Genomic DNA, 23,115 nt, shown 5'->3' with positions numbered 1-23,115 from the left:
TCTCTATTATTCAACCAATAGTTGATTTTTTTAATCAAATATAAATATAAGTCGTTCGATTTTCCCCTTTTTTAGTTTTATACTTTATGTAAAGGAGCTGATCATATGTTTGATTTATCAAATCGCTTAGTAACGCTACGAAAAAAAGAACGCAAAACCCAACAAGATGTCGCACATTATGTGGGTGTATCAACTGCAGCTGTTTCAAAGTGGGAGACGAATCAGAGTTATCCTGATTTGTCGGTACTCCCAAAACTCGCTACGTATTTTAATTGTTCGATTGATGACTTACTCGGTTATGAACCGCAAATGTCAAAAGAACACATCCAACAATTATATATGCGCCTAGCCAATGATTTTCAACAAAAACCATTTGATGAGGTATATGCTGAAATTCAAAACATTATTAAAGAATACTATGCTTGCTTCCCTTTATTAATGCAAATTTCTGTCTTACTACTTAATTATACCCAATTAGCAGGGGAACGCACGAAAGAAATTTTATCATTAGCTGAATCGCTCTGTATTCGCATTCAACAACAATCAAGCGACCTACGTCTGTTACAACTTTGTCGTTCATTACAAGCGCAAATTGCACTCATTAAAAACGAACCACAACAAGTCATTGCACTCTTTGGTGAGGAAGTAGAAGCCTATGCGGGGAATGATTTAGTGCTTGCGAGCGCTTATTTACAGCTTCAACAAGGTGACAAGGCAGAAGAAACATATCAAATTTCATTATTTCAAAAAATCGTGAGTAATGTCTTTATTCTCGCAAATTATTTACAAATGCAATTACAAGATGAAGAACGTTTTCAAGAGACGGTGGAACGCGGCTTTGGCTTAATTCGTTTATTCCAACTTGATACGCTTCATATCAACTCATGTATTTCTATGTATATTGGCGCGGCTCAAGGTTATACCATTCAAGGGAGAATGGACGCAGCATTTGAAGCTTTACAACGCTACTTACATGTAATTGAACAAACACCTTTCCCGATTACATTACATGGAGACGATTACTTTAATAAAGTAGATGAATGGCTATTACGCGAGCTTGATTTAGGTCAGACAATGCCACGCGATGAAGCCTCTCTACGTCAAAGTCTGCTAGATATTGTTGAAAAAAACCCGATGTTTGAGCCATTAAAACAAGATGCACGTTATCAAGTGCTAGTAAGTAATTTAACACATATGTTAGGAGTGAATGCATAATGAATCAAGTCAGAGAGCTATTACCGATTCTAATTCCACTTATTATTTTAGAATGGACGCTCGCGATTGTTGCACTCGTTCATGTTATTCGCCATCCACACTATCGCTTTGGTAACCGCATCATGTGGATTCTCATCGTATTATTCATCCAGATTATTGGACCAATTGTTTATTTCTTATTTGGAAGAGGTGAACGTGATGATTCATATTGATCATATTCATAAAAAGTTTGGTACACATACTGTTTTAAATGATATCTCAATTAAAATAGAAGAAGGTCAAATTTTTGGATTACTTGGACAAAATGGTGCAGGTAAAACAACCTTAATGAAGATTATGCTGGGGTTATTAAAAGCCGATCAGGGAGATGTGCGAATTCTAGGCGAATCTGTACGCTTTGGTAACACACCGACGAATCAACATGTCGGTTACTTACCCGACGTTCCTTCATTCTACCCGTATATGACAGCCTATGAATATTTACTATTTTGTGGTGAAGTTACAGGATTAGATAAAAAAGTACGCGTGGAACGAGCAAAAAGATATTTAGCTTTAGTGGGTCTTCCCTTCAATCGTAAGCGTATTGGCGGGTTTTCACGCGGTATGAAGCAACGTCTTGGTATTGCACAGGCACTCATTCACCAACCGAAAGTACTCATCTGTGATGAACCAACTTCCGCACTTGATCCTGTAGGTCGCCGCGAAATGATTGAGATTTTGCAAAGGATTAAACATGAAACCACCGTTATTTTTTCAACGCATATTTTAAGTGATGCAGAAAAAATTTGTGACCGCGTCGCTTTTTTACACAATGGTACGTTCCAATTGAGCGGTAAAGTATCGGATATTTTAAAACAACATCAAAAACCGATTTTACGCGTTGTCGTACAGCAAATGGCTGACGCTGAAAAACTAAAGCCGCTCCTAATGAATGCGACACAGAGCGGTACAACATTCACGATTCCATCGACGAATTTACTTGCAACACAACAACAGATTTTCGAACAATGCATTCAGCAACAGATTGCCATTCAATCCATTGAGATTGAACAATCGACACTCGAAGATGTCTTTTTGGAGGTGATTCAATCATGAATCAAGTATCGGCACTTTTTAAGAAAGAATGGATAGACTTCTTCCGTAACTATAGACTGCTCATTCTAGCAACCGTCTTTTTCATTCTTGCCTTTTCTAGTCCTCTCACTGCAAAATTCATGCCTGAAATTTTAGGGAACTTCTTACCAAAAGATGTAGCAGACTCGTTCCCGACACCGACAGCATTCGATTCGTGGCAACAATTCTTTAAAAACTTTTCACAAATTGGCTTATTCGTTTTCGTCTTAATCTTCGGTGCGAGCTTATCAAATGAGCGCCAACATGGTACACTCGTGATTCCATTAACGAAAGGACTGTCACGTACATCTGTCATCCTCGTCAAATCATTATTCTCTATGATCATGTGGACAGTAATTTACGTATTATCCGTATTAGTTGTCTATGCTTATACAATCTATTACTGGCCGAAAGAAGATGTTCAGCATTTATTCTTATCTGTCTTTTTACTCTGGCTGTTCGGTATTTTCGTCGTTTCCGTCTTAATTTTAGGTAATGTCTTATTCCGCTCATTCTTTGGCACATTATTATTTGCGGTTGGCATTCTCATCGTTCTTTTTATTATTTCACTATTCGAGAAATTAAAAGATCTATCATTCATTCGTCTCATCTCTGAAAATAATTTAGTACTCCACGGTGAATACGTCTGGTCCGACTATACAGGTGTTCTGATTACAACAACTATTTGTATAATCGCCTGCCACCTGCTTGCTATTGTTCTCTTTAATCGAAAAGGAATTTAAAAAAAGCGCGTGTACGATGTTTTTCATCTTACACGCAATTTTTATATACAGCGAAGTGCATCCCCACATAATTTTGAAGTATGGCTTTAAGTGAAGCGTTATCACACTATCTCTACAAAAAATGAGAAACAGCATTTGTTGCCGTTTCTCATTAGAATTATTTATTTTTCAAGTAATTGAATGAAGCCTTTCATTAATCCTGGTAAATCAGGCCATGCATGTCCTGATACAAGATTTCCTTCTGTATGCAGATGTTCTTCAACATATGTTGCACCTGCTGCCTGTACTTCTGGTTTACAAGCGATATAAGCTGTTAGCTCACGTCCCTTAATAACATCTGGAATCACCGCAAAAATTTGTGCCGCGTGACAGACAGCCGCAACTGGTTTGTCTGCTTCAAAGAAATGACGGACAATCTTCGCTACATGGTCATTCAAACGTAAATATTCAGGCGCTCTCCCGCCAGGAATGATTAAACCATCAAATTCATCTGGATTTACATCTTCGAAAGCTGCATTTGCCTCTAAACCATAGCCTGTTTTCTCAACATATGTGTCCATGCCATCAATAAAATCATGAATCACAGTTTGAATCTTTTTCACGCTTGGCGCTGCAATCGTCACATCATACCCTTGTTCTAAACAACGATAATATGGATAGTACACTTCTAAAGCCTCTACTGCATCTCCTGCAATGATTAACACTTTTTTCGACATCTAAATCCACTCCTTTGATTAGTCGTACACTTTTCATATTCGAGCTACAAAAGGAAAACCCTTTATTTTCTTGATTATTTTACAAACGAATTTCATAATTAAGATTATTAAAAGATTGGAGACTCTATTAATGGTTGAACTAAAAAGATTTAATATTGACTTTACACCCAATAAAGAAACGCCTTATTTTCAAACGCATCATCATAAAAGAATAAGATTCATTTTAGATAAACTCACATTAAAAAACTTGAAATCCATTTTAGAAAAAATATTCAAAACTAAATCTATACAAACAATTTTTATTTCCGGTTATATTTTTCAAAATAAAAATATATATGTTAAAACAGGGATTGGAAAAGTCATTCAATTAAAAAATTGGCAAGAAATCACCGAAAATCTATACCACACTCCAGATGTTCGAGTTATTTTAACGAAACTAAAAAAACTAAATTGTACAGATGTATATAACTACTGTTTCTCTATTAAAAAAGGAACCCCTGAATCATATATAGTATTCTATTCTGATAATTTTTTGTTGTATGTAAACGCTGATGTAATCGATATCATTTCAAATAATACAGAAAATATACAAATGTTAAAAAAAGCATTTAAGCCACTATACGATACATATTACGAACATAACTAAATGACGTTCAAAGCATAGGTTTACAATACACTTCTAATCAAGTTAACTCTATCTCTAGATCTATATAAAAAAGAATCGTTTACACGATTCTTCTCTTCAACTACTACTTACTTGTAACTTTCGCTAAGTACGCACGTACAGTCTCTTCCGTTTGTAATACAGATTCTTCTCGTTCTGCATCACTTTGGATTTTCGCTTGCGTACGCTCTAACACTTTATCAATGTTTGACTGCGGCACGACGATGACACCATCTGCATCACCAAAAATATAATCACCTGGCTCTACTGCGACTTCTCCAATTGCGACAGGTACTTGTACACGTCCGCCACCATTTTTCACACCCGCAACAGCTGTTGTCCCCTTGCAAAACACCGGAAAGTCTAATGCGCGTGCTGCTTCAACATCACGAATAACACCATCAACAACCAGTCCCGCAATGCCTACTGCTTTCATCATACTCATCACGAAATCACCTGCAATTGCACGATTCAAATCGCCTTTCGCATCGACAACGAGTACATCGCCGCGCTCTGCCTGTGCAATCGCTTCTAATACTGCCCCGTTTTCTCCAACAGGTAACTTCACTGTAATCGCTTTACCGAATAACGTGAAATCTTCACGAATTGGGCGAATGCCACCCGCAACGAACCCTTCACCATGTTGTCCGTCACTAATCGCTGTTGTTGGATAGTATACCTTTTGTGTTTGTGTTGTCATGTTAATTTACTCCTTTTGAAGCTGACCCTGTTGTTAGTATATACCATAAAAGAATACTTATGCTAGATTTGAAAGATAAAAAAAGAAGCCGATTCACGAATCGACTCCCTTTTACTATTATGAGTGTGTTGCCATGTCTGAAGCTTTTGCTTTTTCACGACGGCGACCAATGATGTTGAATGGTTTGCCTAGTGGTAAGAATTCAAAACCGAAGTGACGGTTTAGAACATTTACGCCTGCACCGTAGACACTTAATAATCCGATTAATAATTCAGAAATTGCAGCCATATTGTGCATTGAAGTTTCTAAGATACCTAGTGAACTTAATCCTAGACCTAAGAATAAGAAATTGATTAAGAAGAAGATTAAGAATAATACCTTGTTTGTTTCTAATGCACCAATTGTCATGAAAATTGTAAATGCTAAATAGCCTAAATATACAACACCGAGTTGGTGTACATCTAATTGAGAAGCAAGTGTTTCGCCTAACACGCCTGCTTGAATTAACCAGCCACCGCCTACAGCTAACCAGAAGAAGCCATATGCACCAAATGCTGTTGCGCCAAATGTATTTCCTAATTTTGCATCAATCATTGAAGCATATAATTGTGCAAAACCCCCTAAAAAGATTGCCCATGGGAGAACAAAGCCTAATCCCTCTGTCCATTCCAGCTTCTGCGTTGATGCCACCAATGTGACAATCGCTAAACCAAATAGACCGATACCAGATGGATCTGCTGCTGTTACTCGAATATCTTGAACCTGTTTCATGTTCATTCCCCCTACTTTATGTACGTTATTTTCTGTTACAAGTAAAATATAACCGTTTACATCAAAAAAGAACCAATATTTTCATAAATAAGTAAAAGAATTGATTTAATAAGCAAAAAAGGTACTCAAAACAGAAAATAATAATTTAAAAGAGAAAATTCACGTTTTATTGTATTGATACAATCATTTTTGTTATAGTACAAGAAAGAAATTGTATATTTTTTATGCTATTTTTTTGATATTTCCAGACACATACATGCTTTTCTATCGGCTTACAATACAATCGTAGTTCTTTTGACCATATAAAAAAACACCTTTGTGTCTTCACAAGAAGGTGTTTTCTTTCATCAAGCTACATCATACTATTTTGTAAATTCTTATAATTCTTTTGAGAAGTATAATAAATCAATCGCTTGAATTCCATTTTCAAAAATCGGTTCTTTATAATTTGAAAAGAAATCATGCTGAATTGAATCTAGGCGATAACCTGCCTTTTGATAAAAAGCGATATTGCTAATAGATGAATTTGCTGTCCCAACTTTCATGATCTGAGCTCCATCGTCGTATAAAATCTTTTCAACGAAGCGTAAAGCTTTTTTTCCAATCCCCTGACCTTGACGCTCTGGAGTTATGGCAATATTCTTCACTTCGGAATAACCGTCGCATTCAATTGTTTGAATAACCCCGACTCTCTCCATCTTTTCTGTGATTTCGAATAGTCTACCTTCATTCATATATTCTCTAACGACTGCTTCATCCTCATCTGCAAGGATTAATAAATTCAAAAACTTTTCTCTCGCTCCTACAGGTACTTCGAATAGTTGCATATTATCTCACTCCTATCATAAATAGCACTTAAATACTTAAGTTTTTTCCTTCCATCCCCTAAATATTTAAATTCTTATCTTTATTGTAGTCTTTTTAGACACATCTGCATACAATCAGTTTTGCATAAATTAGTTCGCTAAGGTAATAATTCTAGAAAAAAATTGAAATTTTATCCATAAATAAAAGATTTTTTCATTCTATATAAAAAAAGAAGCTGCGTACACAGCTCCTTCATTATTTTTTCTTTTTCTTCTTTTGATGTGCCTCGTCCCATTCACGTAAATCGCGTGCATAGATGGCTTCATTCGTTAGGCGTTGTAAACCCTTTGTACCTTCAATCGCCTTTTGCATATATTCTTCATAACGTTCTTTATTACCTTGAAGATTTGCGACATATGCTTCGATATAATCTTCCATCCAGATGAAGTCTAAATCGTGACTACGCGCCATACCATATTTACCAGCTTCTGCTTCGTAAATTGCGATATTTAAACGTTTACGTGGACTCGATTTCATCTTTTTAATGATTTCGTACGCATTTACTAGATCCTTTTGGCGAATATAACCTAAAAATTCATAGTCATAAACGGTTTCAGGATTTTTCACTTTCTTTTTCACTAATTCAATCGCTTCTAGTTCGTCTTCTAATGTACCGTCTTTAATCGCAAAGACATACGCAAACATTGGCGAACGTTTTTGAAACTTAATCGCAAATAATGTTAACTTTGTGTTCTTCGTTGATGTCATCGCATACATGTAGCCGATTACTAACACGATTGCGGCAATGGTGAAGAACCAAAGTGCTGCCGTTTGTGGTACACCTAGTGCAATTGCACCCATACCAAGTGCTAATACAACGACATAAATAATGATGAAATTTAAAATTCTCATGTGCATTTCCCTACCTATTCATCTCTATACAAATATTCATACTATTCTATAGTACCAACCAAGATTTGTTTGGGCAATTCATAAATGGAGAATGATGTCTAAAAATCTATGCATTGTCAAGAATTCTACACACTCTGCCTACTTGACCATCTTCTAAGCGCACTTTAATACCGTGCGGATGTGATGGGCTATTCGTCAAAATATCTTTGACAACCCCCACTGTTTCTTTTCCTGTGCGCTGATCTTGTTTTAAGACAATCGCCACTGCCAGTCCTTTATGAATCGTACTTCTCTTACGTCCGTCCATTCTAATCTCTCCTTAATAAATGAAATATTCAAACAATTACGTTGGTTTTCTCAATTGATTACGTTATCATTATATCATGCAAATAACAAAGGAGGAGCAAGAGATGTCACTCGAACGAGCACAACAATACTTTGAACAATTTGATTTAGTAGAGCAGATTCAAACATTTGATGCAAGTACGGCTACTGTACAGGAAGCAGCGCAAGCACTTGGTTGTGAGCCTGAGCGTATTGCGAAAACTTTATCATTTAACGGGGTAGAACAGCCGATTCTAATTGTAGCGGCTGGTGATACGAAAATTGATAATGCTAAATTTAAAGCAACTTTTCAGTTAAAGCCACGCATGCTAAAACCAGAAGAAGTAGAAAAAACGATTGGTCATGCGATTGGTGGGGTTTGTCCATTCGGTATTAATGAAGGAGTACGCGTCTATTTAGATGAGTCACTTAAACGATTCACGACGGTATTCCCAGCTTGTGGTAGTAGTAATTCCGCCATCGAATTAACGATTCCAGAATTAGAACGCTATGCACAAAGTATTGAATGGGTGGACGTATGTAAAAATTGGCGTACATAGGATATGTCTAAATGAAGATTTTTAAATGATTGACAATGCTTTAAAATGTTAAAGTAACAGCATATGAAATTCTCATATTGCATGCACAGGCATAGTATTTTAAAAAGTAAAAAAAGAGGAATTTCATCATAGTATGGTACCTGTAGTTAGGACACTCGATAAAAAGAGTGTTTTAATCACAGGTATTTTTTTATATACTTTACATTCAAGCTATAGGAAGAAGGCGACGTCATGAGTAAAATCATATTTACAAAGCAAGAGATCGAAACACTTCAAAATAATACGAATGTAGCACGTGTTAGCGAGCGTTCTATCACTTATACAGATGCTTTTAAACATACATTTTTAGATGCTTATTTAGCGGGGAAACTGCCACGTCATATTTTTGAAGAAAATGGTTTTGATGTAGAAGTAATCGGAATGAAGCGTATTGAACAATCTGCTTATAGATGGAAGAAAGCTTATGAAAAGGATGGTTCAATCGGACTTACAGATTCAAGGAAAAGTAATTCAGGTCGACCTTTAATCCGTGAACTGACATCAACTGAAATCATTGAAAGACAAGAGGCTCGAATTAAACTATTAGAAGGTCAAGTAGCGTTATTAAAAAAGCTCGAAGTGACCGAAAGGAGGCTGCTAAACGCCAGAGAAAGCCTAAATCCAAGTAGTATCTATCTATTGATTTATGAAACGGTGGAACAGAATCAATTGAAGCGAATGACGGCTTATTTCTGTGCCCTTTTAGACGTCTCACGCTCTGGATATTACAGTTACCTAAAAGCCCGTTCTAGCCGTCAAGCCAGAGAGCAACGCGACGTAGAAGCGAAAGAAATCATATTAAAAGCCTTTGAGCGACGTGGTTATAAGAAAGGGTCTCGTTCCATTAAAATGATTCTGGAGAATGACTTTCATCTTATCTTTAGTCGTAAAAAAATCCAAAGAATTATGAAGAAATACGGCATCATTTGCCCTCATCGAAAGCCGAATCCTTATAAAAAAATGGCGAAAGCTACACAGGAACATCAAGTGGTTTCAAACCAATTAAACCGAAAATTTAAGCAAGGTGTTCCCGGAAAAGTATTATTAACCGACATTACTTACTTGCCATATAACGGTAATTGTATGGCGTATTTGTCGACCGTAAAAGATGCCTCTACCAATGAAATTCTAGCCTATCATGTTTCAGATCGAATCACTTTAGACATCGCAACGCAAACCATCCATAAGTTAGTCAACAACAAGAAAGTCACTCTCCATAAAGATGCCTTCATCCACTCAGATCAAGGAAGCCATTATACAAGTCCTCGATATCAAAAGTTATTAAAGCAATATGGTTTAGGTCAATCGATGTCTAGAAGAGGTAACTGTTGGGATAATGCGCCTCAAGAATCGTTCTTTGGACATTTAAAGGACGAAGTAGATTATCAATCGAGTAAAACATTACAAGAATTAAAGACAAAAATAAATCATTACATGGTTTATTACAACAACTATCGTTATCAGTGGAACTTAAAAAAGATGACTCCTATTCAATATAGGAATCACCTTCAAGTTGCTTAATCTCTTTTTTTATTGTGTCCTTGACATAGGTGCCAGTTTATCATGTATTTGACGAAATTCCTCTTTTTTTATTGTAGTACTTCATTATAAAGCGGTGCGATTTGTTCAATGAAGCGTTCTGCATCTTCTTTTGTTGCGACAGTTAGAAGATATGTGCGACCAACAGGCACTAATTCATATGTGATGCCTGCTTGTTGTAACTTTTCTTCTAACGCTTCTAATGTAATCACTTCATAATGCGTTAAAATACTAATTTCGAGTAAGTCAAATGGTTGACCGTCTGGTGTGGTCGCATAAATTTTTTCGACGTGACCTGTTTGACGATTCGTCAGCATTTGATTCACTTTGAATTTTTGTTCCATTGTCATCAACCTTTTTATTTATAGAGTCATTAGTATGATGCCATAGGAAATGTATTCTGTAAACAAGTGGCTATTTCTTTTGTACGGTAATCGTCCAAGCCGCATCGCCCACTTGTTCAAAATTCGTTACAGTATGCCCTTCTTCTGCTGCCCAGCGTGGAATCGAATCCGTTCCCTGTGTACAATCGAAGCGAATTTCTAACTCCTCACCAGATGTTAATGTTTCAAGTGCCGCCTTCGCTTCTACTAATGGAAATGGACAAACTTGCCCTGCTGTTTCTAATACTTTAACCATGTAAAATTCCTCCTAATTTGTTTGTGCAACAGTTGGTTGTTGCGCTGTTTTTTTAATTGTTGGACGAACGAATACGAAATAAGTCGCTGTCCAAACTCCTAGAATAATGAAACCAAGTGAAATCCAACCTTGCCATGAGAACATCGCTGTTTGTACAAGACCGTTTCCGATTGTACAACCGCCTGCTAAACTTGCACCGAACCCCATTAATACACCACCACATAGGCTAGAAACAATGGTTTTAGGATCGGGTACGCGTAAACGGAACTCGCCACTTCCTTTTGCGGCGATATATGAACCAATCAATAAACCAAGTACTAAGAAAACACCCCAGTTAATATACTGTACATCACCTGTTACAGCATATTGTACGATATTGGCAGATGGTGTTGTAATACCTAAACCCGACATGCGACCACTTGCTTCACTGAATACCCATGCTAAAATCGCAATCACACCGATTAAGGAAGCTGTCACATAAGTTGACCAGCGCTTCTCAAATAAAAGATGCGCGATACCTGTTTTTTTCGGCTTTAGTTGTGGAATAAAAATCTTCGGTTTGCGTGCTTCTTTTACAAGAATGAGTGCTACAACACCGATGAAAAAGATAATAAGTACCCACACATTGACACCGAATGTACGTGCAATCGAATTATCACGTACTTGCATACTTTGGAGAGCGTCATGAATTGGTTTGAATGCTCCTGTCTTCATCATGGCACTCGTTAACATATAAAAAATTAGTGCAATCCAACTACCGACTAATCCTTCCGCTGCGCGATACCATGTACCTGTTGCACAACCTCCTGCTAGAATAATGCCAATTCCAAAAATAAATGAGCCAAGTGCTACAGCTACGAATGAATACGTTCCTGCTTCATATACTAATAAATCAAAGTGAATAAGTGCATAGACACCGACTGCTTGAATCGCAATCGCAAGTAATAAAGCATTAAACATACGTGTGTTTTTCGTTAAATATAAATCTCGAAAACCACCTGTTAAACAAAAGCGTCCTCTTTGTAAGACGAAACCAAGTAGTGCGCCACATAGTAACCCTGTTCCTACCATTTGAATCATTTTCTCACTCCTTCTTTAACCTAGTATTCCTGTAGGATTAATATAATCTATTTTTCTGAATATTTCAACCTTTATTTTTAAATAAAGTAAAAAAATCCCGAAATCAAATTGATTTCGAGATTTTTTCTTATGGTAATACTTTTAAAGCGAAGGCATACTGTGCATCGCCAATTGATACATCTTTCTTTTCATCACGCCAAGAAGCCGTATAACCATAGTAATATGTTCCTGGTTGTGTCGGCGCTGTAAACGTCCCATCTTCTGTTAACGGTAAATCTTTTCCTTGTTCAATGGAATTAAGTTCTGTTAAAAAAGAAGTTGTAGGAAGATTCGTCGTACTCTGCTTCAATTGAAGCTTTTCGCCCGCCTTCACTTGTAATGTGACTTCATCCTTCATTAATTCAACAGGTCCTGCATGATCCTCGCACTTCCCATTCCAACAAAACGTCCCAAGAATCGTATCATAACTTTTACCGTCTGCTTCTATTTTAACAGTCGGTGGTTCTTTCGCAGTTTTCCCTTGTATATTACATCCTGCAAGCAATAACATAGCAAAAAATAATATGATATATTTCTTCAAATTCTTACTCCTTTACATGTTTTCGGTTGCTTTCGTCTTCTTATATAAATAAAGTGAACCAACGAGTGCTGGTAATGTGAAAACAAACATAGCAGCGAATGCAAAATTCGGTTGGGTATTATAGAAATAACCGCTAATAACCGTTAGAATCGCTGTTCCCCAACTTAATGCAAAAGCGGAATAGATTCCTTGTGCTTTTGTAATCTGTGTATATTCCAGTTCTTTTGCTAAATACATTATAAAGGCAAAATGTGAGACTGCAAACGATAAAGCGTGTAAACTTTGTGACGCAGTAAATATCCATGCATTTGGTACAGCAAAGGCAAGTAACCAGCGAAGTGATGCACCAATAGATGCTAAGACGAGTAATTTAGCAGGACTCCACTTTGAAAATACGCGGTCGGCAATCGCAAATAAAAAGATTTCAAATCCAACACCGACATTAATCACGATACCAATCAAATACTTGGGTACTTCTAAATGCTCTAAGTATAAATAGCCATAATTATAATAGGCTGCATGTGAACCTTGGATTAATGTAACTAAAATTAAAATAAAAACGAAATGGCGTGTTTTAAAAATCGCTTTAAAACTAACATTATTCCCTTTTTTATTTGGCTTTTCTTTTAATGCTTCTGGTACATGTTGCAGATTGACTACTATGAGTAGTAGTGTATAGGCTATCATAAGCCATAACATCGATTGATCGCCGTAAAGAGCAGACACAAGGCTCACGATAATAACCGATACAATAAAACCGAGTGAACCATATGAACGACTACGTCCATAATGAATATTATATTTTTGTACTAAAATCCCTGCTGTACTATCTAAACCAGGCATAATCGCTGGTAAGAAGAAGCTAAGTAAACACGTTAAAATAAATAATAGCGTTGTATCACTTGTAAAAATAAATAATACGCTCGTTAAAAATGAGCCGTAAATAAAAATTGTCAGTACTGTACTTTGACTAAAGCGGTTTGCCATCGCCGGAAAGATGAACATCGTCGAAATCCCGCGTAATATTAACCCTGCACTCATCATCATACTTGCTAATTCAATCGCTACATCTTTTTCATGTACGAGATACCCTGTCCAATACGGTAGAAAAATCCCCCATGATAAGAAGAAGATAAAATAATGTTGTGCCATCCACTTTTGTTCTCTCATGTTTTCACTCCATTTCTTATTGCAGTTTAGCACGTATTTCTCTACAATAATGTGAGATATCTCATATTGAAGGTGGTAAATGATGCAAAATTTACAAACAGACGACATAAAACAGGTATTACAGATACATCCTATCCATACACTATTTTCTTTTCCAATCGAACCTTTTTTATCTATTCAAACATTTCAGCGCGGTGACATGATTATTCATGAAGGCGATACCCCTGATTATCTTTATTATGTATTAGAAGGGCGTGCAAAAATTTTCACAACGCAGCCGAATGGTAAAGTCGCATTACTTAACTTTATTACAACAGGTGCTTTTATCGGTGAACTCGAATTGTTACAAGATGCCACTTATTCAAAAGGAGTACAAGCATTAACGGATTTACAGTGTTTTGCGATTCCCATTCAACAAGTAAACTCTCTCTTACTACAAGATGCACATTTCTTGCGTCTTCTTTGCGCCTATCTCAGTCGAAAAGCTACAATGCACTCATCTCGCTTTGCACAGGGACTCTCCTTCCCACTTGAAAATCGACTTGCTGAATTTATTTTAATCTCTTCTCATGAAGGTATTTACAAAGAAAAGCACACCGAAGTATGTGAATATCTCGGTGTCTCTTATCGCCATTTACTCCATGTTTTTGCACATTTCATTGAACAGAAAAAGTTATCGAAACAAGGTCGTACTTATATCATTGAAGATGCGGCTGCATTACAAAAGATGGCGACTGTCACGCACCATCTTGATGTGCGTTTACTTGACTTAGTCGATTAAACCACCGCTATAGTGAAGTTCATAAATAATATGTGTACCAAAACGGATATATTCACGTCCAGAAAATCGATCAATACCACCGTAAAATTCATTCAAATAAAGTAAATGTTCCTCTTGATAGAAGCTCGGGCCACGTAATATATTGGTCCTTTCCTCTTCTACAAGGGCACGGCATAAAAAAGATAATAGTCGCTTCTCACCTATATCATCATTTAAAATGCCACCCGAATAAACCATTGTCCAAATAGGTTCATCTTTTTTATAAATGACCTCATGCCCAGAATAGTAGCGATGGCCAATTTCTTGATTTTCAAAGTGATAGAAACCATCTTTGAATGTTGTATGGCGTAATCCACCTTGTACATAGTGATCTGCATTCTCTGCATAAATCGATTTTTTCACTTTCCAAATAAATGCTTTTAAATCTCCCATCTCTTCACCTACTTTACACTTTTTCTTCTTATTCCCTTTTCACTGTTTCATAATCGAATTCCTTCTATTTGAACTAAAAAAACACCTTGGAAATGATTCCAAAGTGTTTTTTCGTTTATGTGAATTTTGCAAAAGCGACTGTTTCGCCTTGATCACAAGATGTAAAACCGTGCTTTTCATAGAAGTGACGAACGTCTGGTGCTTCTTCCGTTAACAATACTTTTTGTCGTACAGAAGCAAATGTGTGTAATACATCCTCTAATAAGTGCGAGGCAATTCCTTGATTTTGTTCAGCTTCCTTTACCAAAATATCTTGGACATAGATGATTGTTAAACCATCACCGACAACACGAACTAAACCAACCAATTCTTCCCCTTTATAAGCGCCTACAACATAAAGGGATTGTTCAATGGCTTGTTGTAGTTGTGGTAAATCTTGCGTATAAGCAAACCAACCGACATCGTTATATAGTGCTGCTAATTGTTCTTTTGAAAATTGTTTTTGTTTTGAAAAAGTTACTTTCATATTTTATTCTCCTCCTAAATGTAATTTAGTGTGAAGAATGCTTACGTAATTTATCCACTGTCTTATACCTCCTTTTATAAGAAAAAACCACCTAATATAAGACTCAAAACGATTAAAAAAATAACATTTATTTTTACGATATCAATCAAAATATAACAAATTGCGACTAATATGATGGATAACCAAATACCCGAGGAATCCATCGATGTTTTTAAGAAACTATATGCGAGTTGCCCCATCAAAATAGCGATTGCTGGTAAGACATATGTGGAAAGTCGCTGTACACGTTGTGACTTTTTAAATTTATTTAGTAGCCCTAAAAGAGCTATCATTAAAATTAATGATGGCATAATTGTTGCAAAAAGGCAAATAATGGCTCCAATAATACCTGCCTGCTCATATCCAATGTACCCTGCCATCTTTGTTGCAATCGGTCCTGGTAGAGCATTCGCCAGACCAACTGTATTACTAAACTCCTCTGTCGTCATCCAATGATGTTGCTGCACCACTTCTTCTTCCATTAATGGAATCGTTGCAGGACCTCCTCCATAACCAATCAAATTCGTATAGAGGAATACAACGAATAATTGCCAATAAATCATGTACTTTTGCCTCCCTTACGAACTGGAAGAACAAACGCTAATACAAGGAATGATACAATAACAATCCCTGGATGTAGATTGAGAATAACCATTAAAATGATACTAATCGCTAATAAAACTAAACCCGTTAGAATTCCTAGCTTATAGTAAGATTTTTTCAAAAAATCAACCATCAAGCTAAACATCATCGCAGATACGACAAGTATAACACCTTTTGTCATACCTTGAACAAATGGTACTTCTTGAAACTTTTGTAAACTACTTAATAACAGAATAACAGCTACTACAGTCGGTATAACCGCTGCTACAAGTGCATTGAGCATGCCTGTAATACCTGCTACACGGTAACCGACATACCCTGCCATTTTTGTTGCAATCGGACCTGGTAACGTATTCGCAATCGCTAACGTGTTCGCAAACTCATCTGAATCCATCAATTTAAAATTTTTCACTACTTCTCTTTCAATTAAAGGTATAACCGAAGGGCCTCCACCAAAACCTAGTATACCTGAACGAAAAAAAGAAATGAAAATGGCTTTTTGTTGTCGCAAAAAAACACCTCCATATACTTCTTTTCATTATACCTTTTTTTTGAAATACACATACTTCTTTTTGAAAATAAAGAAAATTCCTTTTAGTTGTTTATAATAAAAATGAAGTTCTTCTTACTGAATGTTTTAAAAAAACAACTTGATTTTTATACGAATTTAATCATTTATTCATAGATTTCTCTACATTTTATTTATAGTTAAATGGATATCCACGCATCTATTTGAATTAAACGACTGAATTCTGCTAAACAGACATGGTAAATTACACGACGTTCTAGGTGATATGATTCTGTTCATTCGTGTCCATTTGGAAAGTAAAGAATATCTTTCATTGCATCTATTTTCGTCGAATAGGTTATAACAATCGTCTTTATTTCTTCTACTGTTTCTGTTTTATACATTTTAAGCATTCTTTCTTTTGGGACAATTTCTCGCTCTATAATCTGTTGTAAATTACTGATATGAGCGGGGATTTCAATACGTTCAATAACAGATTGTTGATGACAATATTCCCTTTATTCTCTACGTCGACGGATACTTCATAATCTTTCAGTTCTGTAACTTCTTTTACTGTATATTTAATCGGCTTTCCATCTGCATTTTGATTGAAGGTAAAATTTATTTTTTTGAGATATAAAACATTTATCTAGTGATTTCTTAAAATATACATGATTAAGCTTAAACAACAAGAAAAGAGTATATTCGGAATTTAGCTTAATTTTCCAAATATACTCTTCTTTTAGTCATTAATTGGACAGTGCATCGCTTCTTTGGCTTCTGTCCAATGAACGGAATAGCCTTTTCCCTTTGCACAAAATACTGAATTTGAACTGTACTCAGGGTCAGCGTCTTTTTGATAGGTAATTTGATCTATCACTTCTTCTACATTATGACACACATCATAGCCATCGACACGGAGTTGCAGATTACCTCGACCATTCGTTGAAGCAGCAAACTGAATTGGATAGTTACGCATCGTTGCAACTGGTGCACGACCTGTCATATATACCTGTTCACCCATAAATTGTGGTTCATCTAGTTGTGCATGACGATTCGTTACATCTGTGACAATGCGTCCAAATAGTTCATGATGCACCTTCAATGAAAATGAATAATACGGTTCAAGTAATTGATTTTCAGCTTGTTCTAATCCTTGACGCAAGGCACGTAATGTCGCTTCTCTAAAATCACCACCTTCTGTATGCTTCGGATGCGAACGTCCTGTTAAAATCGTTACACGTAAATCAGTGATTTCAGAACCTGTTAAAATACCACGATGTTTTTTTTCAATCAATGATTGTTGAATCATATTTTGCAGTCCGATTGCTAAATCATTCGGGTGGCACTTGCTCATTACTTCAATTCCAGCTCCACGTTCATTTGGTTCGATTTGTAAATGCACCTCTGCATAATGTTTTAACGGTTCAAAATGGCCGTATCCTCGTACCGTCTGTTGAATCGTCTCTTTATAGATAATTGTCGGTTCTGTAAATGCAATTTGCTCGCTAAAACGTTCTTCAAAAATTTGCTGTAGCACTTCTAATTGAATCTCCCCCATAATATGAAGTGTTATTTTCTGTATTTCTTCTTGCCACGTCACACTAAGTGCTGGATCTTCTGCTTCTAACAGACGACAATATGCTAGTAACTCTTTCGGATGTAAGGCGCCTTCATAAACAATTTGTGTGCGCATGGTTGGACGCAAATCTATTTCATAAGAAGGCGTAAATTCACCTACTCCCATACCAACTGTTGCTTCTTTCAAACCAATTACCGCTACCGTATCACCTGCTTCCGCTCGTTGTAATTCCTCAAATTTTTTACCGTGATATTTACGAATTTGTGTGACTTTAAACCAATTCCCACCACAGCGTACATCGTCTCTTACTTTCAACGAACCTTGATGAATTTTTATAAAGGCCATACGTTGATTTTGTTCAATATGACGAATTTTATAAATCATTCCTTGTAACTCTCCCGATTTATGCTGTGGCTGGAGCAATGTATCTAGCACTTCTAATGCAAAATCGATGCCTTCATCTTTTAATGCTGAGCCATATAAAATCGGTGAAAACTCTTGTACCATGAAAGCTTTCGAAAGCCTTTTTTGCCATTCGCTTTCGGATAAACTTCCTTCTAAATAGTCTTCTAAATATTGCTCATCTCGTCCTGCAAATTCTTCTATTCCTGTTGCCCAGTCATGAAATGGTAGTGCATATTCCATTAATTCTTGTTGAATTTCTTCTGTCACTGTTGCTGCATTGGCACTAATTAAATCCATTTTATTAACGAAAAACAGTGTAGGAATACGATATTTTCTTAGTAAACGATAAACTGTTTCTGTATGTCCCTGTACACCGTCTGTTCCATTTAATAGAAGAATTGCCCCATCCAGTGCCATAATCGAACGCTCCATCTCTGCCGCGAAGTCGACATGTCCTGGTGTATCAATCACCGTATAATCATTTTCTCGATATGTAAAAGTGGCCTGTTCCGCAAAAACGGTAATGCCACGCTGTTGTTCAATCTCATGCAAATCTAAATGTGCATTTTGATGATCGACACGCCCAATGGTGCGAATACTTTTCGTATGAAAAAGTAATTGCTCTGAAAAGGTGGTCTTCCCTGCATCTACATGCGCTAAAATGCCAATTGTTTTCTTCATTATCTTTCCTCATTTCTTATCAAAGCGTCTCTACTATGAATTATATCATGTCCAATAATAAAACCATCTTCTTTCGAATATACACGAAAAAAGATGGTTTGCTGTTTATTCCCATTCATACGGTGTTTCTTGGTACACATAGTAATTCAACCAATTGGAGAATAATAGATGCGTGTGTGAACGCCAACGATTCAACGGTTTTTTCGTTGGGTCGTCGTTCGGGAAATAGTGTTTTGGTACTTGCGGTTCGATGCCCTTTGCAACATCACGGTCATATTCTTGCTTTAATGTATCTGCATCATATTCTAAATGACCTGTAATCATAATTTGTTTTTCATCACGCGATACGATAATAAATGCCCCTGCTTCGTCTGATTCAGACACGAGTTCTAAATCAGGATGGTTTAAAATAGCCTCTCTTGAAACAGAGGTATTACGTGAATGTGGTGCTGTATATACATCATTAAATCCGCGAATTAACTTAACGGTACTATCATGCACGATGTGATCGAACACACCCGAACATTTTGACGGTAATGTATATTTTCCAATACCATAATGATAGTAGAGTGCCGCTTGTGCGCCCCAACAGATATTCAAAACAGACGTGACATTTGTTTTCGTCCATTCCATAATCTCGACCATCTCATCCCAAAAATCAACTTCATGGAATTCAAATAATTCAATTGGCGCTCCTGTAATAATCATACCGTCAAATTTACGGTGTTTTACATGTTCAAACGTCGTATAAAATGACTCTAAATGATTTTTACTAACATTTTTTGATTCATGTGTCGCCGTATTTAAAAACGTAACATTTACTTGAAGTGGTGTATTTCCTAAAAGACGCAGTAGTTGTAACTCGGTCTTTTCTTTTTCAGGCATTAAGTTAAAAATTAAAATATTTAACGGACGAATATTCTGACTTGTCGAACGCACTTCGTCCATAATGAAAATCTTTTCCTCTTTTAAAATTTCAGTTGCTGGTAGCCCACTTGGTATATTGATTGGCATGATCAAACTCCCCCTTTAAATATAAAAAACCTCACTCTTTGATAAGAATGAGGCTACACATATGTATCCGACTCTTATCTATCAGAAGCATAATGGAGCTTCTGTAGGAATTAGCACCTTTCTGTTTTAAACAGAGGTTGCTGAAGCGTCATCGGGCCATTCCCTCGGCTTCTCTTGATAAGACAATATTGAATTATTAACTATCATAGCAGAACTATCCTTTAATAGCAAACATTTCTGATAATTCAATAAAATCTCTCGTTAAAAAACGTAAATAGTATTTTTAGCCAAATACAATATGGTAAAATAAAGAAGAAATAAGCGAATTAAAGGAGTGACACAACATGATGACGATGCATCGTTCAACATTAATGAATCAATTTCCGAAAGCCATTTTCGGTAGTTTAAAAGCTGCTGCAAAAAAGAAAGCGGCAACAGGCACAAAAATTATTGATTTAAGTTTGGGAAGTCCTGACTTACCACCTGCTCAAATTGTGCGAGAAGAATTAGCAAAACAAGCTGAAAAGGCTGATAGTTATGGCTATACGCTCGGTGGAACGGAGCGATTCCATGAAGCAGTTGCCAACTATTATCAACGTCGTAGTGGCGTGGAATTAGATCCACAAACAGAGATCATTCAAACGATGGGCTCTCAGGAAGGACTTGTGCATTTACCGCTCGCATTTTGTAATCCAGGAGATATCGTCTTAACAACGGACCCTGCCTATGTAGCGTATGCAGCAGGCATTCATCTCGCAAAATGTGAAGCGTATGCGATGCCATTAACAGCTGAACATCAGTTTTTACCTGATTTTGATGCCATTCCAGAAGATATTTGTGCACGTGCGAAAATGCTCATCTTAAATCTCCCAGGGAATCCTGTTCCAGCAATGCCTTCTGTCGCATTCTTTGAAAAAGCGATTGCTTTTGCGAAAAAACATAACTTAATCGTCATTCACGATGCCGCCTACTCAGAATTCTATTTTGAAGGTACAAAGCCGCTTAGTTTTTTGGAAGTACTAGGTGCAAAAGAAGTGGGTGTCGAGATTAATTCACTTTCTAAGAGCTTTAGTCTTGCAGGCGCTCGTATTGCGTATATCGTTGGAAACGCTTCCATCATTGAAACATTGGGCGAACTCAAATCACACCTTGATTATGGTACATTCCGTCCAATTCAAGATGCGGCATGTGTTGCACTCGACAATGCGGAATCAATTACAGATGAATTGCGTACCATTTTTTCGACAAGACATCGTGTACTATCAGAAGGTCTTGAAGCAATCGGCTGGGAACTCGCACCATCAGCTGGTGGTATGTTCGTTTATGCGAAGTATCCGCAACAACAGATGGATGACAAAGAATTTGTCTATCACGTTATTGAACAAACAGGCGTTGTACTTGTACCCGGTTCAATCTTCGGTGCATCGGGCAGAAACCATGTACGTATCGCACTCGTTCAAGATGAAAAACTATTACAAGAAGCTGTTACAAGACTCGCAACTTTATAAACAGAAAAAGTCTGAATCCCATCATCAATAAGGATTCAGACTTTTTATTATTCAAGCGGTGTTTCAGGTTCTGGTTGTAACAGGTCAACAGGTGCTTTTTTACGTTGTGTAAAGTAATACATAAGCATGACTGCCGCTACAATGACTGCTGTAAAGAGAATTTGAGAGCGCATACTTGGAATGAAGAACATCGCAATTGCAAGTCCTCCTACCATAATCATCGTGCCAATTGTTAAATACGGGAATAACCACATACGTAGTACGAGTTCATGTTCTGTTCCCTCTTTAATCGCACGACGACGCATAACAAGCTGAGAAGCTGCAATGATGAAATACATAATTAATGTAATCGCTGAACATGAATTGACTAAGAACATGAAGACCGCTTCTGGTGATACATAATTCATAATTACGGCAATATACGAGAAGAATGTACTCGCTAAAATGGCATAAACAGGTGCGCCGCGCTTATTCAACTTCAAGAAAATTTTCGGTGCTTGTCCTTCTTCTGCTAAAGCAAAAGACATACGAGATGTTGCATACAGTGCTGAATTCAGACAAGATAATACAGCGGTTAAAACGACAAAGTTCATAATTTGCGCTGCTGCTGGAATACCGACATAGTCGAGTACTGCAACGTAAGGACTTGTTAAAATACTCGATGAATCCCATGGAAGCAATGTCACAACGACGGTAATCGAACCGACGAAGAAGATCAGTACACGCCAGATGATTGAATTCGTCGCTTTTTGTACGGCATTCACCGGTTCAGCAGATTCTCCTGCTGCAATCGCCACAATTTCAGTACCCATGAATGAGAAGATGACAATGACAACACCCATCATGACTGCGCCAAAACCATTCGGTAAGAACCCACCCTGCCCTACTAAGTTCGTAAAGCCAACTGATGAAAAGCCTGGTACGATGCCAAAAATAATAAATGCACCGATTGCTAAAAATGCAATAATACTAACTACTTTAATTAATGAGAACCAGTACTCGAATTCACCAAAAGCCTTAACCGATACTAAATTGGTAACAGTTAATGTTAAAGTTAAGATTAAACTTAATAACCAAAGCGGAATCCCATCATACCAATATTGAATGATGGCTGCTGCTGCAGTTGCTTCTAGCGCGATGGCAATTACCCAGAAGAACCAATAAAGCCAGCCGACTAAAAATCCTGCCCATTTTCCAAGTGCCTGACTTGCATAAATCGCAAATGAGCCACTCGACGGATTTTTAGCTGCCATCTCCCCTAACATGCGCATCACAAGGACAACAATGGTTCCTGCAATCACATACGATAAGATGGCGCCAGGTCCAGCTAAGTGAATAACTGAACCACTCCCCATAAAGAGTCCCGCGCCAATAACACCAGCGATGGCGATCATCGTCATATGCCTCTTTTTTAACCCCTTTTGTAACGACTGACCTTCATTCATCTACAACACCCCTTTATGC

At 37.0% G+C, this 23,115-nt stretch carries 27 protein-coding genes and 1 riboswitch; of the genes, 9 read left to right on the top strand and 18 right to left on the bottom strand.

What is annotated here, in order from left to right; genetic code table 11:
* The first annotated feature begins 105 nt into the window (after window positions 1-105).
* Genes MHB75_RS04390 through MHB75_RS04375 form a run of 4 tightly spaced genes read left to right on the top strand, consistent with a single transcriptional unit; the run spans window position 106 to window position 3,071 of the window.
* Window positions 106-1,215 (top strand): helix-turn-helix domain-containing protein, encoded by a 1,110-nt coding sequence (locus MHB75_RS04390; RefSeq protein WP_325921145.1) that lies wholly within the window; start codon window positions 106-108, stop codon window positions 1,213-1,215.
* The gene (locus MHB75_RS04385; RefSeq protein WP_340996086.1) at window positions 1,215-1,427 is read left to right on the top strand and encodes a PLD nuclease N-terminal domain-containing protein; all 213 of its coding nucleotides are present in this window, start codon (window positions 1,215-1,217) and stop codon (window positions 1,425-1,427) included. Before MHB75_RS04390 ends, MHB75_RS04385 begins: the two co-directional genes overlap by 1 nt.
* The gene (locus MHB75_RS04380; protein ID WP_340996085.1) at window positions 1,414-2,310 is read left to right on the top strand and encodes an ABC transporter ATP-binding protein; all 897 of its coding nucleotides are present in this window, start codon (window positions 1,414-1,416) and stop codon (window positions 2,308-2,310) included. The genes MHB75_RS04385 and MHB75_RS04380 overlap by 14 nt, the downstream gene beginning before the upstream one ends.
* Complete coding sequence (locus MHB75_RS04375; RefSeq protein WP_340996084.1) at window positions 2,307-3,071, top strand: ABC transporter permease; 765 nt, start codon at window positions 2,307-2,309, stop codon at window positions 3,069-3,071. The genes MHB75_RS04380 and MHB75_RS04375 overlap by 4 nt, the downstream gene beginning before the upstream one ends.
* Window positions 3,072-3,232: 161 nt before the next feature.
* Here MHB75_RS04375 and MHB75_RS04370 read toward each other — a convergent pair whose 3' ends face one another.
* Window positions 3,233-3,787 carry a DJ-1/PfpI family protein gene (locus tag MHB75_RS04370; protein ID WP_068453725.1) on the bottom strand — a complete coding sequence of 185 codons (555 nt, stop codon included), beginning with the start codon at window positions 3,785-3,787 and terminating at the stop codon, window positions 3,233-3,235.
* Window positions 3,788-3,917: 130 nt separating this feature from the next.
* Between MHB75_RS04370 and MHB75_RS04365 the strand changes: the two genes are divergently transcribed.
* On the top strand, window positions 3,918-4,433 hold the full coding sequence (locus tag MHB75_RS04365) for a hypothetical protein (protein ID WP_340996083.1): 516 nt from the start codon (window positions 3,918-3,920) through the stop codon (window positions 4,431-4,433).
* A gap of 103 nt (window positions 4,434-4,536) precedes the next feature.
* Here MHB75_RS04365 and MHB75_RS04360 read toward each other — a convergent pair whose 3' ends face one another.
* The 5 genes from MHB75_RS04360 to MHB75_RS04340 form a co-directional block, all read right to left on the bottom strand.
* A complete protein-coding gene (locus MHB75_RS04360) occupies window positions 4,537-5,151 on the bottom strand; it encodes an RraA family protein (protein WP_340996082.1) in 615 nt (204 codons plus the stop codon).
* Between the two features lie 117 nt (window positions 5,152-5,268).
* Window positions 5,269-5,922 carry an acetate uptake transporter gene (locus MHB75_RS04355; protein ID WP_068453731.1) on the bottom strand — a complete coding sequence of 218 codons (654 nt, stop codon included), beginning with the start codon at window positions 5,920-5,922 and terminating at the stop codon, window positions 5,269-5,271.
* 377 nt (window positions 5,923-6,299) lie between these two features.
* Window positions 6,300-6,749 (bottom strand): GNAT family N-acetyltransferase, encoded by a 450-nt coding sequence (locus MHB75_RS04350; RefSeq protein WP_068453733.1) that lies wholly within the window; start codon window positions 6,747-6,749, stop codon window positions 6,300-6,302.
* Window positions 6,750-6,984: 235 nt separating this feature from the next.
* Window positions 6,985-7,641: a hypothetical protein gene (locus MHB75_RS04345; protein ID WP_340996081.1), complete on the bottom strand. Its 657-nt coding sequence runs from the start codon at window positions 7,639-7,641 to the stop codon at window positions 6,985-6,987.
* 106 nt (window positions 7,642-7,747) lie between these two features.
* Window positions 7,748-7,948 carry a YwbE family protein gene (locus MHB75_RS04340; protein ID WP_068453740.1) on the bottom strand — a complete coding sequence of 67 codons (201 nt, stop codon included), beginning with the start codon at window positions 7,946-7,948 and terminating at the stop codon, window positions 7,748-7,750.
* A gap of 103 nt (window positions 7,949-8,051) precedes the next feature.
* On the opposite strand from MHB75_RS04340, the gene MHB75_RS04335 reads away from it, so the two are divergent.
* Together MHB75_RS04335 and MHB75_RS04330 are read left to right on the top strand one after the other, a co-directional pair.
* Window positions 8,052-8,525: a YbaK/EbsC family protein gene (locus tag MHB75_RS04335; RefSeq protein ID WP_340996080.1), complete on the top strand. Its 474-nt coding sequence runs from the start codon at window positions 8,052-8,054 to the stop codon at window positions 8,523-8,525.
* A 231-nt stretch (window positions 8,526-8,756) separates the two neighbouring features.
* On the top strand, window positions 8,757-10,085 hold the full coding sequence (locus MHB75_RS04330) for an IS3 family transposase (RefSeq protein WP_340996079.1): 1,329 nt from the start codon (window positions 8,757-8,759) through the stop codon (window positions 10,083-10,085).
* A 68-nt stretch (window positions 10,086-10,153) separates the two neighbouring features.
* Here MHB75_RS04330 and MHB75_RS04325 read toward each other — a convergent pair whose 3' ends face one another.
* The 5 genes from MHB75_RS04325 to MHB75_RS04305 form a co-directional block, all read right to left on the bottom strand.
* Entirely contained in the window at window positions 10,154-10,447 is a 294-nt protein-coding gene (locus MHB75_RS04325; protein ID WP_068453745.1) for a hypothetical protein, read from the bottom strand.
* Between the two features lie 70 nt (window positions 10,448-10,517).
* Complete coding sequence (locus MHB75_RS04320; protein WP_068453749.1) at window positions 10,518-10,742, bottom strand: sulfurtransferase TusA family protein; 225 nt, start codon at window positions 10,740-10,742, stop codon at window positions 10,518-10,520.
* Window positions 10,743-10,754: 12 nt separating this feature from the next.
* Complete coding sequence (locus MHB75_RS04315) at window positions 10,755-11,822, bottom strand: YeeE/YedE family protein (protein ID WP_141273900.1); 1,068 nt, start codon at window positions 11,820-11,822, stop codon at window positions 10,755-10,757.
* A 127-nt stretch (window positions 11,823-11,949) separates the two neighbouring features.
* Entirely contained in the window at window positions 11,950-12,402 is a 453-nt protein-coding gene (locus MHB75_RS04310) for a membrane lipoprotein lipid attachment site-containing protein (protein ID WP_340996078.1), read from the bottom strand.
* 12 nt (window positions 12,403-12,414) lie between these two features.
* A complete protein-coding gene (locus tag MHB75_RS04305) occupies window positions 12,415-13,572 on the bottom strand; it encodes an MFS transporter (RefSeq protein WP_340996077.1) in 1,158 nt (385 codons plus the stop codon).
* Between the two features lie 82 nt (window positions 13,573-13,654).
* Between MHB75_RS04305 and yeiL the strand changes: the two genes are divergently transcribed.
* Window positions 13,655-14,353, top strand: a complete 699-nt coding sequence (gene yeiL / locus MHB75_RS04300) for a transcriptional regulator YeiL (protein ID WP_340996076.1) — start codon at window positions 13,655-13,657, stop codon at window positions 14,351-14,353.
* On the opposite strand, the gene MHB75_RS04295 is transcribed toward yeiL, so the two are convergent.
* From MHB75_RS04295 to metA, 6 genes are all read right to left on the bottom strand, one after another.
* Window positions 14,342-14,785, bottom strand: a complete 444-nt coding sequence (locus MHB75_RS04295; protein ID WP_340996074.1) for a DUF5680 domain-containing protein — start codon at window positions 14,783-14,785, stop codon at window positions 14,342-14,344. The genes yeiL and MHB75_RS04295 overlap by 12 nt on opposite strands.
* Before the next feature lie 115 nt (window positions 14,786-14,900).
* Entirely contained in the window at window positions 14,901-15,311 is a 411-nt protein-coding gene (locus MHB75_RS04290) for a GNAT family N-acetyltransferase (RefSeq protein ID WP_340996072.1), read from the bottom strand.
* A 74-nt stretch (window positions 15,312-15,385) separates the two neighbouring features.
* Window positions 15,386-15,913, bottom strand: a complete 528-nt coding sequence (locus MHB75_RS04285; protein ID WP_087680503.1) for a chromate transporter — start codon at window positions 15,911-15,913, stop codon at window positions 15,386-15,388.
* Window positions 15,910-16,464: a chromate transporter gene (locus MHB75_RS04280; protein ID WP_340996069.1), complete on the bottom strand. Its 555-nt coding sequence runs from the start codon at window positions 16,462-16,464 to the stop codon at window positions 15,910-15,912. Before MHB75_RS04280 ends, MHB75_RS04285 begins: the two co-directional genes overlap by 4 nt.
* A 739-nt stretch (window positions 16,465-17,203) precedes the next feature.
* The gene (locus MHB75_RS04275; protein ID WP_340996068.1) at window positions 17,204-19,129 is read right to left on the bottom strand and encodes a translation factor GTPase family protein; all 1,926 of its coding nucleotides are present in this window, start codon (window positions 19,127-19,129) and stop codon (window positions 17,204-17,206) included.
* A 105-nt stretch (window positions 19,130-19,234) separates the two neighbouring features.
* Window positions 19,235-20,143 carry a homoserine O-acetyltransferase MetA gene (gene metA / locus MHB75_RS04270; RefSeq protein ID WP_068453781.1) on the bottom strand — a complete coding sequence of 303 codons (909 nt, stop codon included), beginning with the start codon at window positions 20,141-20,143 and terminating at the stop codon, window positions 19,235-19,237.
* Between the two features lie 71 nt (window positions 20,144-20,214).
* A riboswitch (SAM riboswitch) is annotated at window positions 20,215-20,327 on the bottom strand.
* Window positions 20,328-20,490: 163 nt separating this feature from the next.
* Between metA and MHB75_RS04265 the strand changes: the two genes are divergently transcribed.
* Complete coding sequence (locus tag MHB75_RS04265) at window positions 20,491-21,651, top strand: aminotransferase class I/II-fold pyridoxal phosphate-dependent enzyme (protein WP_340998555.1); 1,161 nt, start codon at window positions 20,491-20,493, stop codon at window positions 21,649-21,651.
* A gap of 47 nt (window positions 21,652-21,698) precedes the next feature.
* On the opposite strand, the gene MHB75_RS04260 is transcribed toward MHB75_RS04265, so the two are convergent.
* Window positions 21,699-23,096, bottom strand: a complete 1,398-nt coding sequence (locus MHB75_RS04260) for an amino acid permease (protein ID WP_340996066.1) — start codon at window positions 23,094-23,096, stop codon at window positions 21,699-21,701.
* Between the last annotated feature and the right edge of the window lie 19 nt (window positions 23,097-23,115).

It is taken from the genome of Kurthia sp. FSL E2-0154, from assembly GCF_038003625.1.
GTDB lineage: Bacteria > Bacillota > Bacilli > Bacillales_A > Planococcaceae > Kurthia > Kurthia gibsonii.
Note: the sequence above shows the minus strand (reverse complement) of the source record. Positions and strands in the feature narration are given on the sequence as shown.

Coding starts and splice junctions, on each gene's coding strand:
- MHB75_RS04365 (WP_340996083.1), top strand. CDS start 3,918: ATGGTTGAACTAAAAAGATTTAATATTGACTTTACACCCAATAAAGAA.
- MHB75_RS04355 (WP_068453731.1), bottom strand. CDS start 5,922: ATGAAACAGGTTCAAGATATTCGAGTAACAGCAGCAGATCCATCTGGT.
- MHB75_RS04360 (WP_340996082.1), bottom strand. CDS start 5,151: ATGACAACACAAACACAAAAGGTATACTATCCAACAACAGCGATTAGT.
- MHB75_RS04260 (WP_340996066.1), bottom strand. CDS start 23,096: ATGAATGAAGGTCAGTCGTTACAAAAGGGGTTAAAAAAGAGGCATATG.
- MHB75_RS04340 (WP_068453740.1), bottom strand. CDS start 7,948: ATGGACGGACGTAAGAGAAGTACGATTCATAAAGGACTGGCAGTGGCG.
- MHB75_RS04275 (WP_340996068.1), bottom strand. CDS start 19,129: ATGAAGAAAACAATTGGCATTTTAGCGCATGTAGATGCAGGGAAGACC.
- MHB75_RS04305 (WP_340996077.1), bottom strand. CDS start 13,572: ATGAGAGAACAAAAGTGGATGGCACAACATTATTTTATCTTCTTCTTA.
- MHB75_RS04385 (WP_340996086.1), top strand. CDS start 1,215: ATGAATCAAGTCAGAGAGCTATTACCGATTCTAATTCCACTTATTATT.
- MHB75_RS04390 (WP_325921145.1), top strand. CDS start 106: ATGTTTGATTTATCAAATCGCTTAGTAACGCTACGAAAAAAAGAACGC.
- MHB75_RS04295 (WP_340996074.1), bottom strand. CDS start 14,785: ATGGGAGATTTAAAAGCATTTATTTGGAAAGTGAAAAAATCGATTTAT.
- MHB75_RS04335 (WP_340996080.1), top strand. CDS start 8,052: ATGTCACTCGAACGAGCACAACAATACTTTGAACAATTTGATTTAGTA.
- MHB75_RS04325 (WP_068453745.1), bottom strand. CDS start 10,447: ATGGAACAAAAATTCAAAGTGAATCAAATGCTGACGAATCGTCAAACA.
- MHB75_RS04375 (WP_340996084.1), top strand. CDS start 2,307: ATGAATCAAGTATCGGCACTTTTTAAGAAAGAATGGATAGACTTCTTC.
- yeiL (WP_340996076.1), top strand. CDS start 13,655: ATGCAAAATTTACAAACAGACGACATAAAACAGGTATTACAGATACAT.
- MHB75_RS04345 (WP_340996081.1), bottom strand. CDS start 7,641: ATGAGAATTTTAAATTTCATCATTATTTATGTCGTTGTATTAGCACTT.
- metA (WP_068453781.1), bottom strand. CDS start 20,143: ATGCCAATCAATATACCAAGTGGGCTACCAGCAACTGAAATTTTAAAA.
- MHB75_RS04315 (WP_141273900.1), bottom strand. CDS start 11,822: ATGATTCAAATGGTAGGAACAGGGTTACTATGTGGCGCACTACTTGGT.
- MHB75_RS04330 (WP_340996079.1), top strand. CDS start 8,757: ATGAGTAAAATCATATTTACAAAGCAAGAGATCGAAACACTTCAAAAT.
- MHB75_RS04265 (WP_340998555.1), top strand. CDS start 20,491: ATGACGATGCATCGTTCAACATTAATGAATCAATTTCCGAAAGCCATT.
- MHB75_RS04290 (WP_340996072.1), bottom strand. CDS start 15,311: ATGAAAGTAACTTTTTCAAAACAAAAACAATTTTCAAAAGAACAATTA.
- MHB75_RS04380 (WP_340996085.1), top strand. CDS start 1,414: ATGATTCATATTGATCATATTCATAAAAAGTTTGGTACACATACTGTT.
- MHB75_RS04320 (WP_068453749.1), bottom strand. CDS start 10,742: ATGGTTAAAGTATTAGAAACAGCAGGGCAAGTTTGTCCATTTCCATTA.
- MHB75_RS04370 (WP_068453725.1), bottom strand. CDS start 3,787: ATGTCGAAAAAAGTGTTAATCATTGCAGGAGATGCAGTAGAGGCTTTA.
- MHB75_RS04350 (WP_068453733.1), bottom strand. CDS start 6,749: ATGCAACTATTCGAAGTACCTGTAGGAGCGAGAGAAAAGTTTTTGAAT.
- MHB75_RS04285 (WP_087680503.1), bottom strand. CDS start 15,913: ATGATTTATTGGCAATTATTCGTTGTATTCCTCTATACGAATTTGATT.